Origin of the sequence: Sphingobacterium sp. N143 (assembly GCF_030325625.1) — a bacterium.
GTDB lineage: Bacteria > Bacteroidota > Bacteroidia > Sphingobacteriales > Sphingobacteriaceae > Sphingobacterium.
On record NZ_JACAIS010000004.1, the window covers coordinates 346,872 to 369,314 of the forward strand.

At 39.7% G+C, this 22,443-nt stretch carries 18 protein-coding genes and 1 tRNA gene; 15 read left to right on the forward strand and 4 right to left on the reverse strand.

From position 1 onward, the window contains the following. From HX021_RS10485 to HX021_RS10495, 3 genes are read left to right on the forward strand one after another with little or no spacing between them, the layout of a single operon-like run. Complete coding sequence (locus tag HX021_RS10485) at window positions 1-1,272, forward strand: condensation domain-containing protein (RefSeq protein ID WP_286590210.1); 1,272 nt, start codon at window positions 1-3, stop codon at window positions 1,270-1,272. Next, complete coding sequence (locus tag HX021_RS10490) at window positions 1,269-2,522, forward strand: condensation domain-containing protein (RefSeq protein ID WP_286590212.1); 1,254 nt, start codon at window positions 1,269-1,271, stop codon at window positions 2,520-2,522. Before HX021_RS10485 ends, HX021_RS10490 begins: the two co-directional genes overlap by 4 nt. A gap of 8 nt (window positions 2,523-2,530) precedes the next feature. Then, window positions 2,531-3,073, forward strand: coding sequence for a hypothetical protein (locus HX021_RS10495; RefSeq protein WP_286590214.1), 543 nt, complete (start codon window positions 2,531-2,533; stop codon window positions 3,071-3,073). 168 nt (window positions 3,074-3,241) lie between these two features. Here the strand turns inward: HX021_RS10495 and HX021_RS10500 are convergent, their stop codons facing one another. Next, complete coding sequence (locus tag HX021_RS10500; RefSeq protein WP_286590216.1) at window positions 3,242-5,779, reverse strand: tetratricopeptide repeat protein; 2,538 nt, start codon at window positions 5,777-5,779, stop codon at window positions 3,242-3,244. A 368-nt stretch (window positions 5,780-6,147) separates the two neighbouring features. Beyond that, window positions 6,148-6,221 (reverse strand) — tRNA-Pro (locus tag HX021_RS10505). A 342-nt stretch (window positions 6,222-6,563) separates the two neighbouring features. Between HX021_RS10505 and rplS the strand changes: the two genes are divergently transcribed. From rplS to HX021_RS10530, 5 genes are all read left to right on the forward strand, one after another. Continuing rightward, complete coding sequence (gene rplS / locus HX021_RS10510; protein WP_209581561.1) at window positions 6,564-6,911, forward strand: 50S ribosomal protein L19; 348 nt, start codon at window positions 6,564-6,566, stop codon at window positions 6,909-6,911. Window positions 6,912-7,219: 308 nt separating this feature from the next. Continuing rightward, window positions 7,220-8,305, forward strand: coding sequence for a carbohydrate-binding family 9-like protein (locus tag HX021_RS10515; RefSeq protein WP_286590220.1), 1,086 nt, complete (start codon window positions 7,220-7,222; stop codon window positions 8,303-8,305). Between the two features lie 122 nt (window positions 8,306-8,427). Continuing rightward, window positions 8,428-10,038 (forward strand): CTP synthase, encoded by a 1,611-nt coding sequence (gene pyrG / locus HX021_RS10520; RefSeq protein ID WP_286590221.1) that lies wholly within the window; start codon window positions 8,428-8,430, stop codon window positions 10,036-10,038. Between the two features lie 38 nt (window positions 10,039-10,076). After that, on the forward strand, window positions 10,077-11,900 hold the full coding sequence (gene yidC / locus HX021_RS10525) for a membrane protein insertase YidC (RefSeq protein ID WP_286590223.1): 1,824 nt from the start codon (window positions 10,077-10,079) through the stop codon (window positions 11,898-11,900). Window positions 11,901-12,023: 123 nt separating this feature from the next. Continuing rightward, a complete protein-coding gene (locus HX021_RS10530) occupies window positions 12,024-12,809 on the forward strand; it encodes an META domain-containing protein (RefSeq protein ID WP_286590224.1) in 786 nt (261 codons plus the stop codon). A 129-nt stretch (window positions 12,810-12,938) separates the two neighbouring features. On the opposite strand, the gene HX021_RS10535 is transcribed toward HX021_RS10530, so the two are convergent. Beyond that, a complete protein-coding gene (locus tag HX021_RS10535; RefSeq protein ID WP_286590225.1) occupies window positions 12,939-14,288 on the reverse strand; it encodes an acyl-CoA dehydrogenase family protein in 1,350 nt (449 codons plus the stop codon). 333 nt (window positions 14,289-14,621) lie between these two features. On the opposite strand from HX021_RS10535, the gene HX021_RS10540 reads away from it, so the two are divergent. The 4 genes from HX021_RS10540 (at window position 14,622) to HX021_RS10555 (ending at window position 17,293) form a co-directional block, all read left to right on the forward strand. Then, window positions 14,622-14,822 carry a PG1828 family lipoprotein gene (locus tag HX021_RS10540; protein ID WP_286590226.1) on the forward strand — a complete coding sequence of 67 codons (201 nt, stop codon included), beginning with the start codon at window positions 14,622-14,624 and terminating at the stop codon, window positions 14,820-14,822. Window positions 14,823-14,968: 146 nt separating this feature from the next. Beyond that, a complete protein-coding gene (locus HX021_RS10545; RefSeq protein WP_286590227.1) occupies window positions 14,969-15,193 on the forward strand; it encodes a hypothetical protein in 225 nt (74 codons plus the stop codon). 123 nt (window positions 15,194-15,316) lie between these two features. Next, entirely contained in the window at window positions 15,317-16,666 is a 1,350-nt protein-coding gene (purB, locus tag HX021_RS10550; protein WP_286590230.1) for an adenylosuccinate lyase, read from the forward strand. Window positions 16,667-16,738: 72 nt separating this feature from the next. Further along, window positions 16,739-17,293, forward strand: a complete 555-nt coding sequence (locus tag HX021_RS10555; protein ID WP_286590232.1) for a NifU family protein — start codon at window positions 16,739-16,741, stop codon at window positions 17,291-17,293. A 148-nt stretch (window positions 17,294-17,441) separates the two neighbouring features. Here the strand turns inward: HX021_RS10555 and HX021_RS10560 are convergent, their stop codons facing one another. Next, on the reverse strand, window positions 17,442-19,859 hold the full coding sequence (locus HX021_RS10560) for a glycoside hydrolase family 3 N-terminal domain-containing protein (RefSeq protein WP_286590233.1): 2,418 nt from the start codon (window positions 19,857-19,859) through the stop codon (window positions 17,442-17,444). A gap of 208 nt (window positions 19,860-20,067) precedes the next feature. Here HX021_RS10560 and HX021_RS10565 point away from each other — a divergent pair, with 208 nt between their 5' ends. Genes HX021_RS10565 through HX021_RS10575 form a run of 3 tightly spaced genes read left to right on the forward strand, consistent with a single transcriptional unit; the run spans window position 20,068 to window position 22,440 of the window. Further along, window positions 20,068-20,916, forward strand: coding sequence for a transketolase (locus HX021_RS10565; RefSeq protein WP_286590237.1), 849 nt, complete (start codon window positions 20,068-20,070; stop codon window positions 20,914-20,916). Window positions 20,917-20,918: 2 nt separating this feature from the next. Then, the gene (locus HX021_RS10570) at window positions 20,919-21,872 is read left to right on the forward strand and encodes a transketolase family protein (protein ID WP_286590239.1); all 954 of its coding nucleotides are present in this window, start codon (window positions 20,919-20,921) and stop codon (window positions 21,870-21,872) included. 22 nt (window positions 21,873-21,894) lie between these two features. Then, the gene (locus HX021_RS10575) at window positions 21,895-22,440 is read left to right on the forward strand and encodes an RNA polymerase sigma factor (protein ID WP_286590241.1); all 546 of its coding nucleotides are present in this window, start codon (window positions 21,895-21,897) and stop codon (window positions 22,438-22,440) included. The last annotated feature ends 3 nt before the right edge of the window (window positions 22,441-22,443 follow it).

Here is a 22,443-nt window from a genome sequence, read left to right on the forward strand (position 1 = left end):
ATGAAGAGAAAATTATTGTTTGGGGAACGCATGTTGTTGGGAGATGGAACTGAGCCTTTCAACGCGGTTATACCCTTTCGGCTACGTGGCGTTTTCAGCGAAGAAGACATCCAATATGCATTGAGCCGTTTGCAGGAAAAACATCCTTGGCTACGGGCGCTCATCCAATATGATGAGCAGAATGTACCATGGTTTCAAATTCCGGCATTCCCCGTATCGATTCCGTTACGGATAGTACAGCGACAGCATGAAGAACAGTGGCAAGAGGAGTCTAAACAGGAATGGCATTCCGCTTTTGATTACACGACCACACCTTTAATCCGGTTTGTCTGGATTAAAGGTGAAGAAGTCTCTGATATGCTCTTTGTATTTCATCACTGTCTATGCGATGGTGGCTCTGCAATGACGTTGTTATATGAATTTCTAAAGGTATTGGACAATGCTGCTGCAGACATCGGACTGGAAAGCCCGATACTCGGTATCCAGGATGTGGTACCAGCCCATATTTTACAGAATGGCAAGAAGCGATTTAAGGCAAAAGCCATTGGCAGACTAGCAGCTTTAGCGATAAAATGTATTCCGGTCAGTAAAAAGGCGATTGACAGAAAGTCTGACTATCTGGTTCATTGGAAGTTGGACGAAACCACCAGCAAGCAGCTGATTTCCCACTGCAGATCTTTGGGAGTTACTGTCAACACTTTTTTAGGTGCAACAGTATTGGAGGCATTTAAAAAAGTACGTGGCTCAGCAGCATTCAATAAGGTTTCCTGTCCTGTTGACATCAGACGTTTTGCACCACAGATTAAAGATGACCATATTTTTGCTTTCGGGCTAATGATCGTCATGTCATCGAATCAGAAAATAAGCTTTTTGGATAATCTTCGGTTGATGCAAGATGAAGTCGAACGTAAAACAGCGAAACTCAATCCTTATATCACCATGATGGTGATGGAGTCGGCGCATGATGCACTGAAGAACTTTACCAGACTTTTAAAACGAGGTAAGTCATCCAACGATTGCATGTTTTCTAACTTAGGGCGCATACAGATCCCTGATCAATATCAGGAATTCAGCCTGGAGACCATTTTCAGTCCATCCGTTATTGGACCATTGGGCAATACGACGACCATAGTCACTTCTACCTTTCGTGGACAAATGGACTTTTCCTTTATGGGAAGCGAAGGCTATTTGCCAGAGACAGAAGCCTTGGCTATCCGTGATGAGATCATAGATCGCATCAAGCAGCAATTAGATTATCAGGAGGCATCATGATCGAACGGAAATTAACGCTGGTGGAAAGGATCATGTATGTTGATCCCGAAACACCTTTAAACTGTGTCTTTACGGCTAAGATCCAAGGGGAGATCGCTGAAGAACATATTCGGAATGCCCTGGCAAAAATTCAGCGGAAACATCCTTTGCTCCGCTCGGTTATAGAGATAATGGATACCAAACAGCCCCATTTTGTTGTCAAGGAAGGCATGGAATCTATTCCACTGCAAATCGTTGAACGAAAAACGGAGCAGGACTGGCTAATCATATCAGAGCGCGAATGGTATCATCCATTTAATACGGACAACAAGCCACTGGCTCAATTGGTCTGGATCAAAGGCGAAGATGTATCGGAACTGCTTTGGGTATTGCCGCATTGTATCTGTGATGGAACCAGTATTGTCACGTTGATGCGGGAGCTCCTTAGCTTACTGGATACCCCTAATCAGGAACTCCAGCCCTACCCACTTTTTAAATCGGTTAATGATTTCCTTCCGCAGGACTTTGAGCCACGGAAAAAATCGCGTAAAGCTAAACGCTATTTACTGTTGGCAAGACTCTTTTTTTTCCTGCAACGGAAGAGCAGAAAAAGAAATTCAGGGAAGAACTATGCAATTCATTGGAAACTGGATACGGAAACAACGGTGGCCCTAACCAAAGTCTGTAAAACGCAAGGTATTTCGGTCCATGCATTCCTATGTACAGCATTCATGCAGGCTTTTAGGGAGGTACGGGGTAAGTTGGCAAAAAATAAAGTGATCAGTCCTGTTGATATACGCCATTTTATTCCAGAGATCAAACAGGACCATATGTTCGCATTTGCACCAACGGTGGAACTTTCCCTTAAAAAGGGGACAGAGAATATCTTGGCCAATGCGAATGCCATCAAATCAGAACTAGCACAGAAAATGGAAAAAGTCAATGCGCAGGAGCTACTCTGGATGGGCGAGCAGATGCATCCGCTGGTGGAGCGCATGATTACTATGCTAAAATCTAGTCCAGGAGGGCATGACATCACACTTTCCAATATGGGTAAAATCCAGATGCCAAATGTGTACAAGAAATTCACCTTGGAAACCCTCTACAGTCCAACAGTAGCTTTCCCTTGGTTGAATTCCAACACCTTGGTCACAACAACGTTCAATCAGCAAATGGATTTTACGTTTATGTCCAATGAAGATTTCCTACCCAAAGAAGAAGCGATTAAAATAAAAGATAAGGCTATCGGCTTTTTGACCTTATCATTATAGTATTATACATGACAAAACTTGCTCACCCCAAGAAAATAAAAAAAACAACACTTAATCGCTTTTTAAGAAAGCGCGCGATTTATTATATACTTCCCAATGTATTCTTCAATTTCCTGGTGGCTTATGCCAGCTTTCAGGAAATTGGATATACCCATTTTTTTGCTGGACCTCAAAGTTTGGCCCGTTTGACGCTTCCCATGGCCATATTTTTACCGGTCGTCCTTACCATGGATATCATCAAGCGGGTAATCGCGGCCATCGAACAGGAATCCATCGAATTAATCGTAAACAGCGAGCTGAACAAGAATAGATTTATGACGAAGCTATGTATCCTCCATGGTTTCGTAACAGGCTTACTTGTGTTGGCATGCCTGCTATTGGCACAATATAGTATGTCTACGCATTACAAATTAAATGCAACTGCAATGGCTATTCTGGACGCTATTCTTGCAGGTGTACTATCAATTGTATTTACATATCTGCCAATCAGGAAATTAAAAAAGCATTTGTCTGAGCCGTCATTAGCAATCCAGCAAATTGAACGAGATTAGCTTCTCCTTGTGAGGAGCTCTCCTTTCTAACATTTTCTATCTTAAGATGTCATTTTTTTTCAGAAATGCAACTGCAATGATGTATTGATTTTTCGTTTATTGACAGTTAGGATTAAACAAAAAAGCGCTAACTTTCGTTAGCGCTTTTTCAATCATTAAAAATTGCTGTTACTTATTGTTCAATTTCTGTAAACGTTCTTTTGCTGCTGGGACAATATCGTCCTTTTTTTCATAATTTTCAATCACACTTTTCAAGGTACTTTTCGCCTGGAAAGCATTGCCTTTACGCGCATAAGTATCGGCAAGCAATATGAAACTCTTGGCTACCCAGTATTCATGATCCTCCCGAGTGTTGATCACATCAAAGGCTGTTTCCTGGGCTTTATCGTATTCCTTGTTATCATACTGCAGCTGTGCCACACGGTATCTTGCTTCTGCACCAATTGCCGATTGGCTCTTTAGTGCGGCCAGATTAAATTCCTTCATGGCAGACGCTATGTTCTTTTCCAGCAAAAAGGCCTTACCGCTGTATAAATGTGCTTTGGCAATTTCATCCTCTGTTGCCCCAGTGTACTCCTTTATCAGCTGCACATACTTGGCCATCTGTTCCATATCACCGAGCTCGAAATAACAGACCATCAGGTTCGTTACCGCGTAACCATAGTTTTTTTTGTATTCTGCGTTAAGTTCCAGTTTTTTGAGGTGCACAATGGCCTCGTTGTATTCCTTTAAGTCCAGATATAACGCAGCCACTGTCAGCAGGGTATTTTCTGTATACTTGCTCGTCCAGTCGTTCAGGATGATATTCAGATCGTGTAGTGCTTCCTGTGGATGTCCGGTACGGTACGAGCTCACCCCGCGAATGTAACGGGCGTATTTTTCTTGCCTGGGTTTCGGAAATTTATCAAAATATGCGTTGATCGCCTCCACAGCCGCGCCGTATTCTCCTCTGGCAAATAAGGACTGGGCTGCTTGGAAAGCCATGTTTTCCTGTTCCGCAGGGCTCAGGTTACTGATATCGGTGCCAACCGCATAACGAATATAGCTCGAAGCATCCCCTTGATCGAGGTAGATGTTTTCAATGAAACGCATTGCCTGCTCGGCCTCAGCGGTTCTGGCATATTTCTCCACCACCCTTTGGAAGGTGGCCTTCGCCGCTTCAGGCTCATCTTTATTATACTGTACAAGCCCGATGGTCATCAATGCACGGGGAACATAGCTGCTGCGGGGATACTTTTCAATCATCCCTTGCAGCCCTTCAATGGCGCTATCATAATCTCCCGTGGTGAAATAGGTGTACGGGATCTCAAAGGCTGCGTCATCGGCATAGTTTGAAGCAGGAAATTGCTTCACAACGGACCGCAGAGTACTTAGCTTAGTTTCATTGTCGCCCTGTAATCCAAAGAGGATACCGCGTTGAAACAAGGCATAATCCTGATTGGGCGCTTTGCTGTTGATCAGCTGATCATAGTATTGGTTGGCCCGGCCGTAATCGCGCATGGTCAGATATGAATCGCCTAGACGTGCGATGACGTCATACCTTATCTTTTCATCCACAGAGCCTCCCCCGGCAGCCAAAAAGCGTTCAAAATAATCGGCCGCCATACCAAAACTGTTACTTCGGAAGGCCGCATAGGCTAGTCCGTAATTTGCATAATTGTATACCGCATTGTTACGTGCGGCAGGCAACCGAAGGAACCGGGAGAAGTTTTCCACGGCCTCTCCATATTTGCGCACTTCGTACATGGCCTCTGCTTTCCAATACGTAGCCAACGCTGCCATTTCCGCATCAATCGGGAATTTTTCAGATCGCATAAACATGGATATGCTATTTTCAAAAGCGCGCTCGTTGTAAAACTCCAATCCCCGATAATACGTTGCCTTCTGATAGGTCGCATCAGCTTCCCCGTCCCTATTCTTCATTGATTCCAACAGACTTACTCCTGCATGGAAATTACTGGTTCCCAACAGGACGGCAGCGGATAGGATTTCGGGACTTTCTTGCTTCTCGGTAGCTGGATCGCGCCCCTCATATTCCTGAGCGATATATTTCTCCAAGACCTTTTGAGCGGCTTGAGCTGAGTCCATTGCAAATAGGACTTTAGCATAGTTAAATAACGCATCGGCTTTGACTTTCGGGTCGAAATCTAGTTTCATCGCTTTGACAAAAGCATTTCGTGCCGATTGCTTGTCACCGGTTTCCAGGGCAATGTGACCTAAGGTCATGATCGAACCCTGGTAAAAGGCATCCGAAGCTTCCAGCGACTCCAAAATGGAGGTCGCTCTTGGGTATTCGTGAGCCTGGTAGGCCAGATAGCTGATGCGGTAATTATCAATATTACTTCGCAAAGCATTTGGATGCCGTTTAAGTAACTCATGATAATAAGCTTGTTTGAATGGCTTCCTTGCAAAATAGGTCGCGGTTGCAATCTTACGCAGCTCCGTCTCAATTGCTTCCCGGTTGATATGCTGCATATCTGGGCTTCGCCGAACCTTTACGGCATCGGCCAACAACGGCCGGTAATCGCGTATGACATCAATGGAATCCATCGTTGTAACTTGCCTTTCATCCAGCTGTTCACCAAGTTGTTGCTCTTTCTGCTGTTTCTCTACTTCCTGCGCGTATCCGGTAGCCAGCAAAGCTGAAAGCATCCCGGTAAGCAGGTATTTTGGGTAGATGTAACCGACTCTTTCTTTCAATATCATTATTCGTCCGTGTTTCTGAGTTATTCCAAACGCTCCCTTGCCGAGGAGGTAATATTGTAATCTTTCCCTTACTAGTATAGCCAAAACTAAAGAATTCTAACCACAATTTAGGTAATCCGCAGGAAAAATTGGAAGCAAAAAGGTAATTAACATAGCATATCTTCCTCGTTTCCGCAATTTAGAAACGTCAAGATATTGGGCTAGATAAAACAATTCACCTATTCTTCTGTTCCTTATCGGCAATTGAATGAATACAATTAGTTGCCCCTGAGCCTCCTCCGGATCGAACCAATGAACATTCAAGAGGTCGCAGGTTCTCCTCCGGTCTAGAAACAAAAAAAGCCCTAACTTTCGTTAGAGCTTTATTGTCGGGGTGGCAGGATTCGAACCTACGACCTCCACATCCCAAATGTGGCGCGATACCGGGCTACGCTACACCCCGAAAAGGTATCACCTTTGTTTTTGTGTGGCACAAAGATCGAATCATTTTTTCATTTTGTCAAGACCTTCAAGTTATTTTCCCAGTAAATAACTGATTAATTGCACAATATTTTTAAAGATCCCCCTTTCAAGCAAGATAATCCGGTTAAAAACTCGGTCAATTGATGCTATAAAGGAATATTCAAAATAACTTTAGATTATCAATTTCATTTTCATATCTTTGCATCCGATTTGAATATCGGTCGATAGTTTTTTCAAAAACTATTTTCATATTCAAAAAATAAGTCGTAATATTGCATTCCGATTTTTACAGGATATAAATCGTTAATAATTACTCGAAATCATGGATTTAGTAAAATTTGTAGAAGAACAAGCGGTAGTAAAAAATGAAATTCCCGCTTTCAAAGCCGGAGATACCATCAGCGTTCATTATAAAATTCGCGAAGGAAATAAAGAGCGTGTTCAGGTGTACCAAGGTGTAGTAATCCAATTAAACAGCGAAGGTGCTAACGCTACTTTTACCGTTCGTAAAATCTCAAACGGTGTAGGTGTTGAACGTATTTTCCCTGTAAACTCACCAAATATTGAAAAAATTGTAGTAAACAGCTACGGTAAAGTTCGTCGCGCTAAATTATTCTATTTACGTGGCCTTACTGGTAAAGCTGCTCGTATTAAATCAAAGAGAATCTAATTACGACTACCACAGCATAAAAAAAGGCTTTGATGAAATTCAAAGCCTTTTTTTATTTCTCAATCCTGTCATTACCAAGGCAAATATACACTCCCTCTCCTACCACTTGACTGACCATACAAGAACAAGTGTAATAAACTTAAGACAATTGAGCCCCAGCTACAAAAAAAATACCAGTTCTTTGTCTAGCTAAAACATTTTACTTACTTTTAACATAAGGATCAATGGAAGTTTAAAATGTATATAGACAGCATAATAAGCGTACTTACACAAACTTTCTTGGTGACTAATAGACATACAATATCTTGATGAAAACTATTTTTTTTATACTTGCTCTTTCCCTACAGACCAGTATTGTTTTTGCTCAGCGAAACGTAAAGGACTACCTACAACTTCAATCGACGCCCGAGACATATTATGTCAAAAAATCACAAAGCCTAATCGATATTGATGGTAAGGACATGGAAAACGCCTGGGCAAATGCGCCGTGGACAACTGCATTTAAAGATATTGAGGGTATAAGCAAACCTAAACCAGCACTTGAAACCCGTATTAAGATGCTTTGGGACAACGAAAACCTTTACCTTTTTGCCAAATTAGAAGAATCTCATATCAATGGTTATCTTAAACAGAAGGATACCATTATTTATCACGATAATGACTTTGAAGTTTTTTTAAAACCCAATCTGCAATCTCCGGAATATATTGAAATTGAAGTCAATGCCTTGAACACGATCATGGACCTACTCATGACCAAACCTTATCGGTTTGGCGGGAAAGCCAATTTAAATTGGGACACAAAAGGTATTGAAAGCGCTGTATACCATTCAGGGACGATCAACAATCCAACCGATAGGGATAAATTTTGGACTGTTGAGATGAAAATTCCCGTCAAAAGTTTAAAATCCTTTGGTGAAGGAAATCAAATCAAGGCGAATGAAGTGTGGAAGATAAATTTTTCCCGTGTCCAATGGCACTACGACATCAAGGGGAAAAATTATGTAAAAAGAAAAGATAATTCAGGCAAGCTTCTTCCAGAAGAAAATTGGGTATGGTCGCCTATCGGCTTGATCAATATGCATTTCCCTGAACGGTGGGGACATATCAAATTTGTGGATCAGGAAGATCAACAGTTTTTGGACGAGCAATTTTTAACACTTGAAAAAACAGCCTGGAATATTTTTTACCTGCAACAGGTTTATAAGAATATGAACAAACGCTATGCAACTTCACTCACGGAATTGGCCAAAGTACATCCTGAGATTAAAACTGTAGGCAAACAGTACCAACTCATCTTTTCCAATGCCCGTAATTTCTATCGCATTGAAATCAAATCAAAATCGCAGCCTAAACAAAAATTAACGATCGATAGTCAGGGGAATATTTATTTTTAATTTATATATTCACGCTATCTTCAATTATAATTTGAATAAAAAACACTATCTTTGTATCCCGTACATAGAGCAACTATTATTGGTCATTTTGACCACATAAAATTGAAAATCCTTTAATTGTTATGACTAAATATATTTTTGTTACGGGCGGCGTTACTTCGTCGTTAGGGAAAGGTATTATTGCAGCCTCCCTTGCTAAACTTCTCCAAGCGCGTGGCTACAAAGTGACTATTCAAAAATTTGACCCTTACATCAACATTGACCCAGGAACCTTAAATCCTTATGAACATGGTGAATGTTATGTGACTGAAGATGGAGCCGAGACTGACCTCGATTTGGGGCATTATGAACGCTTCTTGAATGTTCCCACTTCACAAGCAAATAATGTCACAACTGGCCGTATCTATCAACATGTTATTCAACAGGAACGCGAAGGTGCATATTTAGGAAAAACGGTCCAGGTAATCCCTCATATCACAGATGAGATCAAACGCCGGATGCAATTATTAGGTGAATCGGGTGAATATGATATTATCATCACTGAATTAGGTGGCACAGTAGGTGATATTGAATCGCTTCCATTTGTCGAAGCTGTAAGACAACTACGTTGGGAATTGGGAGCGAATAATTCGCTGGTTATACATCTGACGCTAGTTCCTTATTTAGCCGCCGCCGGCGAGCTTAAAACTAAGCCTACACAGCATTCGGTCAAAACATTATTGGAATATGGTGTACAGCCCGATATTCTTGTCTGTCGTACCGAGCACAAACTTTCTCAGGAAATCCGTAAAAAATTAGCACAATTCTGTAACGTTAACATCAATGCAGTTGTTGAATCGATCGACGCTTCGACAATTTACGATGTCCCATTATTGATGTTGAAGGAAAACTTGGATAAAACAGCATTAACTAAATTGAAGCTCTCCAGTAAAAATGAACCTGATCTGGAAAATTGGAAAAACTTCTTGGGCAAGCTCAAAAATCCAACCAACGAGGTCAACATTGCCTTGGTCGGAAAATATATAGAGCTCCCTGATGCATATAAATCCATTATAGAAGGTTTTATTCATGCTGGAGCCAGCAATGAATGCAAAGTAAAAGTAAGCTACGTCGCTGCTGAAAGTGTTACAAAAGAAAATGTTGCTGAAAAACTAAAAGGCATGGATGGTGTATTGGTTGCACCTGGCTTCGGTGAACGTGGGCTAGACGGGAAATTAAATTCGATCCAATATGTACGCGAAAATAATATTCCTTTCTTTGGTATCTGCCTAGGTATGCAATGTTCTGTCATCGAATTTGGCAGAAACGTTTTGGGCTTAACAGATGCTAATAGCTTTGAAATGGATGCAAACACAAGCAATCCGGTCATCAATTTGATGGAAGAACAGAAAAACATCACCAATATGGGCGGAACGATGCGTTTAGGAGCATATGATTGCGAAATTAAAAAAGGCACAAAAGCTTATTCCATTTATGGAAAATCAAGAATTTCAGAAAGACATCGCCATCGTTATGAATTCAACAATGCTTATTTAAAACAATATGAAGCAGCAGGAATGATCGCTTCTGGCTTTAATCCAGAAACAGGTTTAGTTGAAATTGTTGAGCTGAAAAATCATCCATTTTTCGTTGCAGGGCAATTTCATCCAGAATTAAAGTCAACTGTTGCAAATCCTCACCCACTTTTTGTTAGCTTTGTAGCCGCTGCTTTGGCAAATAAGAAATCAAAGTAGAATTAGAAGGATAAAATTAATAAGTTTAATTATTAAAAATGGATAGAAATACCCTAATTGGTTTGGTCCTGATGTTCGCTATCATCACTGGTTCATTTTACCTGATGAAGCCTTCAGAATCAGAAATCAAACAAGAACAAGCGCGACAAGACGCAAAAGCTCGAACAGAAAAAGGACTGCCTGCGGAAAGTGACTCTATTGCAAAGGCTAAAACAGTACAAACAGCAGCGATTGCTGATTCAGCTGAACTGAAGAAACCTTTTGGTGCATCAAAATTTGGAACAGAGAAAATCATTACACTTGAAAATGAATCCATCATTGCCAAAATCAGCACAAAGGGTGGAAAAGTAAAGTCAGTCGAGCTAAAAGGTGAAAAGAACTTCAATGGAAAACCTTTAATGCTTTTTGAAGGTGAAGACAATAAATTTGGGTTTCAATTCAATGCGGCAGGACAAAATGTCTCAACAAACGATTTATTCTTTACAACTGAAGCTTCGGATATCCAAGTTTCTGGTGAAGGAAAACAATCGCTGAAGTTCAAGCTGAATTACAGCGCCGACCAATATATTGAATATGTATATTCTATTGCTGGAAAAGGCTATAATGTAGGTCTGGACGTCAACACAAAGGGAATCCAGAACCTAATTCCACAAAGTCAAAAGACTTTGACCTTGAATTGGAATACTGTCCTGAGACAAAAAGAACAGAACATTGAATCTGAAAGACAAAAGTCCACACTCTATTATAAAGAAGACAATAAAGTAGACCATTTATCTGAATCCAAGGATGATGATGAAGCCTTGGAAAAGAAAGTACAATGGATCGCTTTCAAACAACATTACTTCTCCAGCATCCTAAATGCTAAAGATGGATTCGTCAATGCAAAAATTGATGTAAAACATGCAACAGAAAATGATGTTGTAAAATTCTACAATACCAATGCTGAGTTGGCTTTTGACAACCATAAAGACAACAATTATTCATTGAATTTCTTTTTTGGACCTAACCAATACAATGTATTGAAAGCTGAAGGTAATGATTATCAATCCATCATTAATATGGGTTGGGGACCTATGCGCTGGATCAATCAATGGATTACCGTACCTGCATTTAACTTCCTGGATGGTTTCCATATGAGCTATGGTATTGTCATCTTGTTGCTTACCTTATTGTTAAAACTGGTTCTTTCTCCAATGACTTACAAGTCTTATGTTTCTATGGCCAAAATGCGTGTATTAAAACCGCAATTGGACGAGATCAAGGCTAAAGTCGGCGAAGACAATCAAATGTTGATGCAACAGGAGCAGATGAAACTGTACAAACAGGTAGGTGTAAATCCACTTGGAGGTTGTCTTCCGCTTATCCTGCAAATGCCATTCACAATTGCTTTCTTCTATTTCTTTCCAAATTTATTTGAATTGAGAGGACAAAGCTTCTTGTTTATGAAAGATATGTCAACATATGATACCTTGTTTACATTCGCACCTATTTTTGGATCATTCAACCACATCTCTCTGATGTGTATCCTGATGACCTTAACAACATTGTTGACGACTTGGTATAACAATGCCACATCAGGTGCTACTGGTCAAATGAAATACATGGGTTATATCATGCCTTTAATTTTCTTCTTTGTCCTGAATAGCTTCCCTGCTGGTCTGAACTACTATTACTTCTTAAGTGCGTTGTTTACATTTTTAACCCAGTTGGTTATTCGTTCAATGGTAAATGATGATAAAATCTTAGCTAAACTAGAGGAAAATAAAAAGAATCCTAAAACTGAGAAAAAGTCAAGTTTCCAAACCAAAATGGAAGAAATGATGCGTGCACAACAACAAGCACAACAAAACAAGAATAAATAAGAATATATATCTCATTGATAAAGAAGGCTCCCGATATGGGAGCCTTCTTTTGTTTATGACTTTTTGTAGCACTTTGTCAAACCAAACGTTTGTATGGGTGTTTAATAATTATAAAATTGACATATGAAATTTAGTAATATCATATTATTCACCATGATAGCCATGGGTCTTGGGAGCTGTTCTGTCGCAAAAAAGAAGGTAGACGAACAACATGTTAATCATTTAGATACTGGCCTCCTTGGAAAAAAGTGGCAATTGATTGAAGTCAATGGTCAGTCTGTAGCGCAACAAATCAATGGCAGAGTCCCGTATCTTCAGATGGAAGAAAAGAACTACAGTGCTAACGCTGGTTGTAATGGTATTGGAGGAGAACTAACCGTATCTAAAAATGGGAAAATTAAATTTTCACAGGGAATGTCTACCATGATGGCCTGTCCAGATATGTCTATAGAACGGGCCCTTTCCAAAGCACTGCTGTCAGCCGACAATTATGCAATAAACAACGGCATACTTAGTTTGAACAAAGCAAAGATGACTCTATTGGCAAAATTTAAGTTAATTGAAACCGAAAAGCAGGATATCAGTGGAACATGGGAACTCGATTACATCTCCGGATCTCGTATCGCTTTTGACGGCCTATACCCCAACCGTAAACCAACCATGACATTCAACCTGACGGATGAAAAGGTAAACGGCAACAGCAGTTGCAACAATTATAGTGCAACTTTTAAGACTGAAGGCAATACGATCAGCTTTGGACCTATCATGTCCACAAAAATGGCTTGTGAAGGTAATGGAGAAGCAACGTTCTTCTCTACATTGGAGAAAGTGAACACCTATAGTATCAGCGAAAACACCTTGACGTTCATTATGGGAGATATTGCCATCATGAGATTTCAACGAAAATAGATCCCTCTTCATATCATAAATCAAGAGTATAAAAACAAAAACAGGTCTTGGATCAGCCAAGGCCTGTTTTTGTTTTTATAAATTCTGAATTTGTCGTCTTACATTCGCTACAAATCAACAATTACTATATTAAACAAAAGCACTAAATCCGGTAATACTGCGGCCAACAATCAGAGAATTAATTTCCTTAGTGCCTTCATAGGAATAAATCGCTTCGGCGTCAGCTAAGAATCTAGCAACATTATATTCCAGTAGAATTCCATTCCCGCCCATAACCTCTCTTGCTTTGGATACGATATCGCGTGTACGCAAGGAACAGAAAACCTTCGCTAATGAAGCGTGTTCGTCACGTAATTGCCCGGTATCTTGAAGCTCTGATAGCCTAAATACCAAGGTCTGCATAGCCGTCAGATTTGACAGCATCTCAACCAGGTGATTCTGTATCAGTTGAAAGGCAGCAATAGGTTTGCCAAACTGTTTTCTTTTCCGTGTATAATCCAGGGCATTTTCATAGGCCCCTCTTGCACATCCTACCGCCATCCAGGCCACTCCGGCACGGGTCATCTGCAATACTTTTGCCGTATCTTTAAAAGAATTTGCATGCTGTAGACGATCTGCTTCCGGAACAAGGCAGTTGTCTAAAGTAATAAGACCATTTTGAACAATTCGTAAGGCCATTTTGTCTTTAATCTTTTCAACTGAAAAACCGGGATTGTCTTTACGAACAATAAATCCCTTTACCTCACCATCGTCAAGATCCCTGGCCCAAACAATGGTCATATCAGAAAAGGTAGAATTACCAATCCATTTCTTCTGGCCATTCAATACCCAGCCTTCTGATGTTTTCTTACAAGTTGTGGTCAGCCCTCCTGCAACTCCCGATCCCACCTCAGGTTCTGTCAGACCAAAGGCTCCTATAATTTCCATCTTTTGCATCCTTGGTAGCCATTCCTGTTTTTGCTCCTCAGACCCACAAATATAAATCGATCCCATCGCTAAACCACTTTGCACACCAAAGAATGTAGCAACTGATGCATCTACCCTTGCTATTTCAGCAGCAATGATCCCCTCCATCAGTGAACTTCCACCCATGCAACCATAACCTTCATAGGTGTATCCACAGATATTCAATGCTGCAAGTTTCGGCACAATCTCAAAAGGGAATTCATCTCTTAGCCAATACTTATTAACTATAGGCTTAACTTCCAACTCCATACATTCTCTTACTTTTAATTGCAATGCTCGATCGGATTCATTCAGCTTACTATCCATATCATAGAAATCACCATTAATAGGGGGCAATTCTTTCTTTTCCTTTCCGGCACTTAACATTTTCATCAGACCATGAAGTTGCTTGTCGTCCATTTTTGATACCGCATCCATCACAGCTCCTAAGTCTACTTTCTTCGAGATTTCTTCCAATTTGCCAAAGTCTATTGATTTTGCCAAATCCATTATATTTTTAACTTTATCAAACATATTGCAATTTTGTTTACGCGCTTTCCTCTTAAAATAATAAAAATAATTGAAAATTGTTTTGTTAGCATCCAAGGTATTCTATAGAAATGAATCTATACAGCTTCTCTAACTAGAGGCCCAAAGATCCGCCAAATTTCAACTTCCTTTTTCTAGATCAGCATAAATTACTTTTCAAAAAATAGTTTATAGCAGAAAATAACAAAAACAAACAATTGATTTACAATCAATTAACACCTATTAAAAAAATATACATTTTTTGGGTTACCTTTTTGGTTTATGTGTATTAAGAAATGAAAAAGAAAATTATTTCAATTTAAATTAGAAAATTAGAAAATGAAAAACGCATTAAAATTCGGTTTCTTAGGTTTAGCTTTAACTGTAGCTTTCGCATCTTGTAACAACACTGAGAAAAAAGCGGAAGACGCTGTAGATTCAGCTTCTGCTTTAGTTGATTCAGCTGCTAACACATTGGATTCAGCTGCTACTAAAGTTGATTCAGCTGCTACTAAAGTTGATTCAGCTGCTACTAAATAATTTAGGACTGAATAACGTATTTGAAAGGGCTTTTCATATGAAAGGCCCTTTTTTTTATAAAAAAATAAAAAATCGGGTTACCTTTTAAATTTATAGGTATTAATCCTTAAATAACAAGATTTAGAAATTACTTTAATTTTAATAAGATGAAAAACACATTCAAATTAGGTTTCTTAGGATTAGCTTTAACTATTGCTTTCGCTTCATGTGGTGAGACTGGTAAAAGCACTGATGCAGCTACTGATTCAGCTAATGTTGCTTTAGATTCAGCTAACACTGCATTGGACTCAGCAAACACCGCTGTTGATTCAGCTGCTAATAAAGTAGACTCAGCTAAAGCTGCAGTTGATTCAACTCAAGCTGCTAAATAGTTCATTGAAACAAAATTTAATCAGTATAAAAAGCCTCCTCGATAGGGAGGCTTTTTTTATCTTCATCAATTAAATTGCTAAGCTCCAAGCATTTTTTTACCTTTGCCAAAAATCATTCAATCTATGGCTTTATCATCCTTAACAGCAGTCACGCCTATTGACGGACGCTATTACAATAATACGCATGAACTTTCGGCTTTTTTTTCCGAATTTGCCCTCATCAAATATCGTGTACGTGTTGAAGTTGAATATTTTATTGCATTAAGCGAATCAGGAATCACTCAATTGCAACATTTCGACAAAGCGCTACATGAGAAATTAAGAGATATTTATCGCAATTTTTCAGAAGAGGACGCGATATGGATCAAGAATACAGAAAAGGTAACCAATCATGATGTCAAAGCTGTTGAATATTTTTTAAAAGATCAATTTGAAAAATTAGCATTACAGGATTATCTTGAATTCATTCATTTTGGATTGACATCACAAGACATCAACAATACTGCTATTCCATTATCATGGAAAGAAGCGGTCAAAGAAAGCTATACTCCTGCTATTGAGGAGTTGCTGCATGAATTAAAATCATTGGCAACCTCTTGGTCTGACATCCCTATGTTGGCTCGTACACATGGTCAACCAGCATCTCCAACACGCTTAGGTAAAGAAATATACGTATTTATTGAACGGATTGAGCGTCAATTGCAGCTTTTGCATACTATACCTTATTCAGCTAAGTTTGGCGGAGCAACTGGTAATTTCAACGCACACCATGTCGCCTATCCTGAAACGAATTGGGTCACATTCGGCAATAACTTTGTCAATAATATATTGGGCTTGGATCGTTCACAGACGACTACGCAAATCGAACATTACGATAACTTTGCCGCCAGCTGTGATGCATTGAAACGTATCAACAATATTGTCATTGATCTTTGCCGTGATATTTGGACTTATATTTCCATGGAATACTTTAAGCAAAAGATTACTGCTGGCCAAATCGGATCCTCTGCAATGCCACATAAAGTCAACCCTATTGATTTTGAAAATGCGGAAGGGAACCTGGGTATTGCCAATGCTATTTTCGAACACTTATCGGCCAAACTACCCATCTCCCGGCTTCAGAGAGACTTAACAGATTCCACCGTATTACGTAATATCGGCGTTCCATTTGCACATACCTTAATTGCTATAAAATCTACATTAAGGGGCTTACGTAAATTAATTCTTAATGAACCAGCCCTTGCCAATGATTTGGATAACAATTGGGCCGTGGTTGCCGAAGCACTGCAAACGATCTTGCGCAGAGAAGGCTATCCAAAGCCGTATGAAGCATTGAAAGACTTGACTCGTACAAACACACATGTCACCAAAGAAACTATAGCAACATTTGTGGATAATCTGAACATATCTGAAGAAGTCAAAAAAGAATTAAAGGCCATCAGCCCTTCTAATTACACGGGTATCACTTTATAAGCTTTGACTTATAGATGACCTTAAGAAAGCTTCTTTTGACATATATTTGTTTGGAATAAAATTTATAATTAAATGGCTACTATTAACGTATATACAGAATCTACTCCCAACCCTTCAACGATGAAGTTTTTGGTCAATAAGTTATTGATCAATGGTAGTGTGGATTTTCCAAATAAAGAGGCGGCTCAAGATTCACCTTTTGCCCAAGAACTATTCAAGTTCAATTTTGTAAACGGGGTTTTCTTTGCCAGTAATTTTGTGACCATTACCAAAACGGATGATGCCGAATGGGATGATATCGAGGCCTTGTTAAAAGATTTTGTAAAGGGTGCTGTTGAATCTGAGCTTGCTGTAAAAGCAATACATCATGATGCAGAAGTCAATTTTGAAGGAACTGAAACTGAAATTAAGATACAACAAGTACTACATGATTATGTAAGACCTGCCGTTGAACAAGATGGCGGTGCAATTCACTACAAATCCTTCAGTGAAGGTATTGTAACCGTTGAACTTAAAGGTTCCTGTAGCGGTTGCCCTTCCTCAACTATTACACTTAAAGCCGGTATAGAGGGTTTATTGAAACGTATGGTTCCTGAAGTCACCGAAGTGGTTGCTGAAGCCATGTAGTTATTATCATTTAGGCACTTCATGAAAAAGGATCCAGTAGAATTTGAAATACTGGATCCTTTTCTTTTTGAATAGTAACCTATTAAACTACTAATATTTGAACTGGATCACACTATCAGGAACCTTTCCTCACTCCCCTGGCTTGGTACTACTTCACCACTTCAAATGAATCTTTTAGTGGTAGATGTTCAGATGAATTTCCAATAAAGACCTCGAACATCCCAGGCTCCACCGTCCAATGATGATGTTGGTCCAACAATTCTAAATGGGAAGGTAGAACCGAGAATTCAACGGTCTTTTTCTCTCCTACCCCTAATTCAACTTTCTCAAAACCCCTCAGGTCCATTTCATAAGTGGTTACCGAAGACAATACATCCTTGATATAAAGTTGCACCACTTCACTTCCTTTCCTTTGACCGATATTCTCAACATCTACAGAAACTGTCAAAGAATCTGTCGGCCGAATCTGCTTCTTTTCAAGCCGTAGGTTCGAGAAACGAAAATCTGTATAACTTAATCCATAGCCGAAGGGATATAAAAACCCGACAACGCGACTATTTCCCCAACCATTGGGTCCAACCCCGGGTTGTCCAGCTTGTGCTGCAGGTTTGGTTGGAAAATTCATCTCAATCTGTCCAACAGATTTGGGAAAGGAAATCGGAAGTTTTCCACTAGGATTGTATTCGCCAAATAATACATCAGATATGACTCTCCCGGATTGATTGCTCAGGAACCAGCTCTCAACGATAGCAGGCAGATATTTATTTTCCCAATTGATCGACAATGGCCGTCCATTGACCAGAACCAAGACAATAGGTTTTCCTGTTTCCTTCAATCTCATCAGATAATCACGCTGTCTGCCGGGTAGATTAAGATCCGACCGTGATCTGCTTTCTCCCACTTCACGTTCAGACTCTCCCATCACGGCAATAATTAAATCAGACTCCTGGGCCAGCTTAACTCCTGCTGTCATACTTTCAATTTCCTCATTGGAAAGTTCTGTCGGGATGATTTCACTTTCAGGCCAGTTTTTGTCCACAACATCTACTCCTTTGATGTAATTGATTTGAATCGCCTTTGACTTTGCATAATCCATCAACCCGTCATTAATTGTGGTAATCGGATTGTTAGATGGTCCATATCGACTTGTTGTATAATTACTCGCTTCCGCCATAGGACCGGTCACTAAAATGCGCTTGTATTTTTTCACATCAATTGGCAAAAGGTTTTGTTCATTCTTCAATAACACAATGGATTCCTTATTTATTTGCAACGAAACATCTTCATCGGCTGCAGTATGTACATTTTTATCTGCAAGTACAGGGTTCTTAATCAGTGGATGATCAAATAATCCAAGCTTAAATTTCACAGTCAACACTTCACGAACACGCTGATCCAATACCTGGATATCAAGCCCTCCCGCATTGAGCAGCTCCATTAATGGCGTTAAATATGTACTGGGAGGCTCGAAATTCGTGCGCACATTGAGTCCACCTTCTAAGGCCTGTCTAATTGCATCTTTATAATCTGCAGCCACATGATGTTTATTATAAATAAATTCTAATGCTTCACTATCCGACACTACATATCCCTCAAAGCCATAATCTTTGCGCAATAGATCCTGTAAAAAATATTTACTTGAAGATACAGGTACACCGTCATAGTCATTGTAACTACTCATAATTCCTAAGGGTTTGGCTTCTTTGACAACCCTTTTAAATGGATATAGATGAAGCGTATGCATTTCACGAAACCCTACATGTGGGTCTGTACGCGCATTTCCATCCCTCCCTCCTTTGGGTACTGAATAGACGGCATAATGTTTCAATGTTGACGCTACGCCATTTTGTTGGATTCCCAGCACAACTTGTTTCCCCATTTCAGCAATATGAAAAGGATTCTCTCCATAGGTCTCCACGACCCGGCCCCAGCGCGGATCCCTAGACACGTCCAAGATTGGTGTGTATACATTCGTATACCCTAAATATTTGGCTTCTCGTCCAATAATATCTCCTGCTTTTCGAACTAATGTTCTGTTCCAAGTACTTCCAATATTTATCGGAGCAGGTAGTGGTGTCGCCCGGTCATGATTAAGACCATGAATCCCTTCATTGGTAAAGTCAACTGGAATGCCTAATCTGGTATGTTCAATAAACCATTGTTGAACATTATTTAGGGCTTGAGCATGACGGCTAAAAGGGTAGGAAAAAGAGCTCTTTGCGGACTTGTTATAAGCCAAGCTATTCAGCATTTCGTCTATATTGGCCAAACCATGCTTCCATACCTCATCATTCCAGGATGCATTAGGTTGCTCGTCTTTCAATACCCGGCCGTAACCATAGAGTGTAACCGTTTGATTGGCTTTCTCCTGTAGTGTCATCTGACTCAATAAATCTTCTACACGGCGATCTATTGGCTGTTTAACATCTTCATAGAGATCTTTTCTCCCATTTTTATTGAAGTCAATCCAATCTTTATGATAAATGGAATTATCTTGAGCGGAAGAATGGAAATACAGCGATGACAATGCTGATAGAAGCAAAAGCCTTTTAAATTGATTGGGCATTATAATGAAAAATTGTGGTTTTTATAATTAAAGGCAAGGTACAAAAAAAGTCAAACTTAAAAAGTCAAAAGTGATCACTGCAGGACAGTTCGACAATCAGAGACCTGTTCAACCTAATCAGCATATTAAAGAAAGAAATTCACTTTTTAGCAAGCATCTAGCTTAAAAATAGTTAACTTTACGACCAATTGTGAAACCAACAAAAAAAATGAGTGCAGATATTAACAAACTAGAACAAATTGCATCACAAGTAAGACGTGATATCGTACGTATGGTACACGCTTGTCAATCAGGCCACCCAGGTGGTTCATTAGGTTGTACAGATTATTTTGTGGCGCTTTATTTCAATGCGATGAAACGTAATCCTTCCTTTGACATGGATGGAAAAGGAGAAGATTTATTCTTCTTGTCAAACGGACACATTTCACCTGTATTTTACAGTACATTGGCACATGCAGGGTATTTTGAAGTAAGCGAACTGGCAACATTCAGAAAAATCAATTCAAGATTACAAGGTCATCCAACGACACATGAGGGGCTTCCGGGCATTCGTATTGCATCAGGTTCCTTAGGTCAAGGATTATCTGCTGCTATTGGTGCCGCACAGGCAAAAAAATTGAATAAAGACAATAATCTAGTTTATGTATTAATGGGAGACGGTGAATTGCAAGAAGGCCAAGTTTGGGAAGCTGCAATGTATGCACCGCACAATAAGATTGACAACTTGATTGCAACTGTTGATTATAATAATGCACAGATTGACGGGTCTACTGACCAAGTACTATCTTTAGGAAACTTACGTGCAAAATGGGAAGCTTTTGGCTGGGATGTCATGGAAGTCACCAAAGGAAATGATATGACTTCGGTGGTTGCAGGTCTGGCAGAAGCGAAGTCTCGTACTGGACAAGGTAAACCTGTGGTTATCTTGTTGCACACGGAGATGGGTAAAGGTGTTGATTTCATGATGGGTTCTCATAAATGGCACGGTGTTGCTCCAAATGACGAACAATTGGCGTCGGCATTGAATCAACTTACTGAAACTTTAGGAGATTACTAGAAATGAAAAAATATACGTACACAGAGTCAAAAGATACACGTTCGGGATTTGGAGCTGGCTTGTTAGAAGCCGGTAAGCAAGATGAAAATGTGGTTGCATTATGTGCCGATTTGATCGGTTCATTAAAAATGAATGATTTTATAAAAGAATTCCCGGAACGCTTTTTCCAAATTGGTATTGCTGAAGCAAACATGATGGGTATTGCTGCCGGACTTACTATTGGAGGTAAGATTCCTTTTACAGGTACATTCGCGAATTTTTCAACAGGTCGTGTTTATGACCAAATCCGTCAGTCCATTGCATATTCAGGGAAGAATGTAAAAATTGCGGCTTCACATGCGGGCTTAACGTTAGGTGAAGATGGTGCGACACACCAAATCTTAGAAGATATTGGTTTGATGAAAATGCTTCCCGGAATGACTGTTATCAACCCGTGTGATTTTAATCAAACAAAGGCAGCTACGATTGCTGCAGCTAAATTTGACGGTCCCGTTTATCTACGTTTCGGTCGTCCTGTCGTTCCTAATTTCACAGCTGCAGATCAAGAGTTTGTGATCGGAAAAGCGGTATTATTGAATGAAGGGACCGATGTCACCATCATTGCAACAGGGCATTTAGTATGGGAAGCTATTCAAGCGGGTGAAAAATTAGCGGAATTGGGCATCAATGCTGAGATTATCAACATTCATACGATTAAACCTTTAGATGAAGAAGCTATTTTAGCATCTGTCGCAAAAACTAAATGTGTCGTTACCGCAGAAGAACACAATCGTCTCGGTGGTTTGGGCGATAGTGTTGCTCAAGTATTGGCCAAACATTTACCTACGCCGCAAGAATATGTGGCCGTTAACGATAGCTTTGGCGAATCAGGTACACCTGCTCAATTAATGGAGAAATATGGCTTAAATGCCGAGTCTATTGTTTCCGCAGTTCAAAAAGTAATCAAAAGAAAATAAATAAAATTACGCAGGTCAATATATGGATGACGCTTTAATCATAGCAAAATTTGCTGAAGAAAGTACACGAGAAGAAGCTTTCCGTTTATTGTTGAAGAAATATCAGCAAAAGATTTATTGGCACGTGCGAAGGATGGTAATCGATCATGATGATGCAGATGATGTCGTACAGGATATCTTTGTGAAAGTATGGAAAAACCTCGGAGGTTTTCGGGAGGATTCGCAGTTATATACATGGCTGTACCGTATTGCAACAAATGAATGTATTACCTTCCTAAATAAGAAAAAACAAAAGCAGAACGTGTCGTTGGATGACGACACGACTGCTTATTTGGCAGAAACACTTGCTGATGGCAATTATTTCAATGGAGATAAAGCCCAAATGAAATTACAACAGGCCTTATTAACCTTACCAGAAAAACAGAAGCTGGTTTTTAATATGAAATATTTTGAAGATATGAAATATGAAGAAATTTCTGAGGTACTGGGCACAAGTGTAGGCGCATTAAAAGCATCTTATCATCTGGCGGTAAAAAAAATAGAATCTTTTTTTAGTAACCACGATTAAACC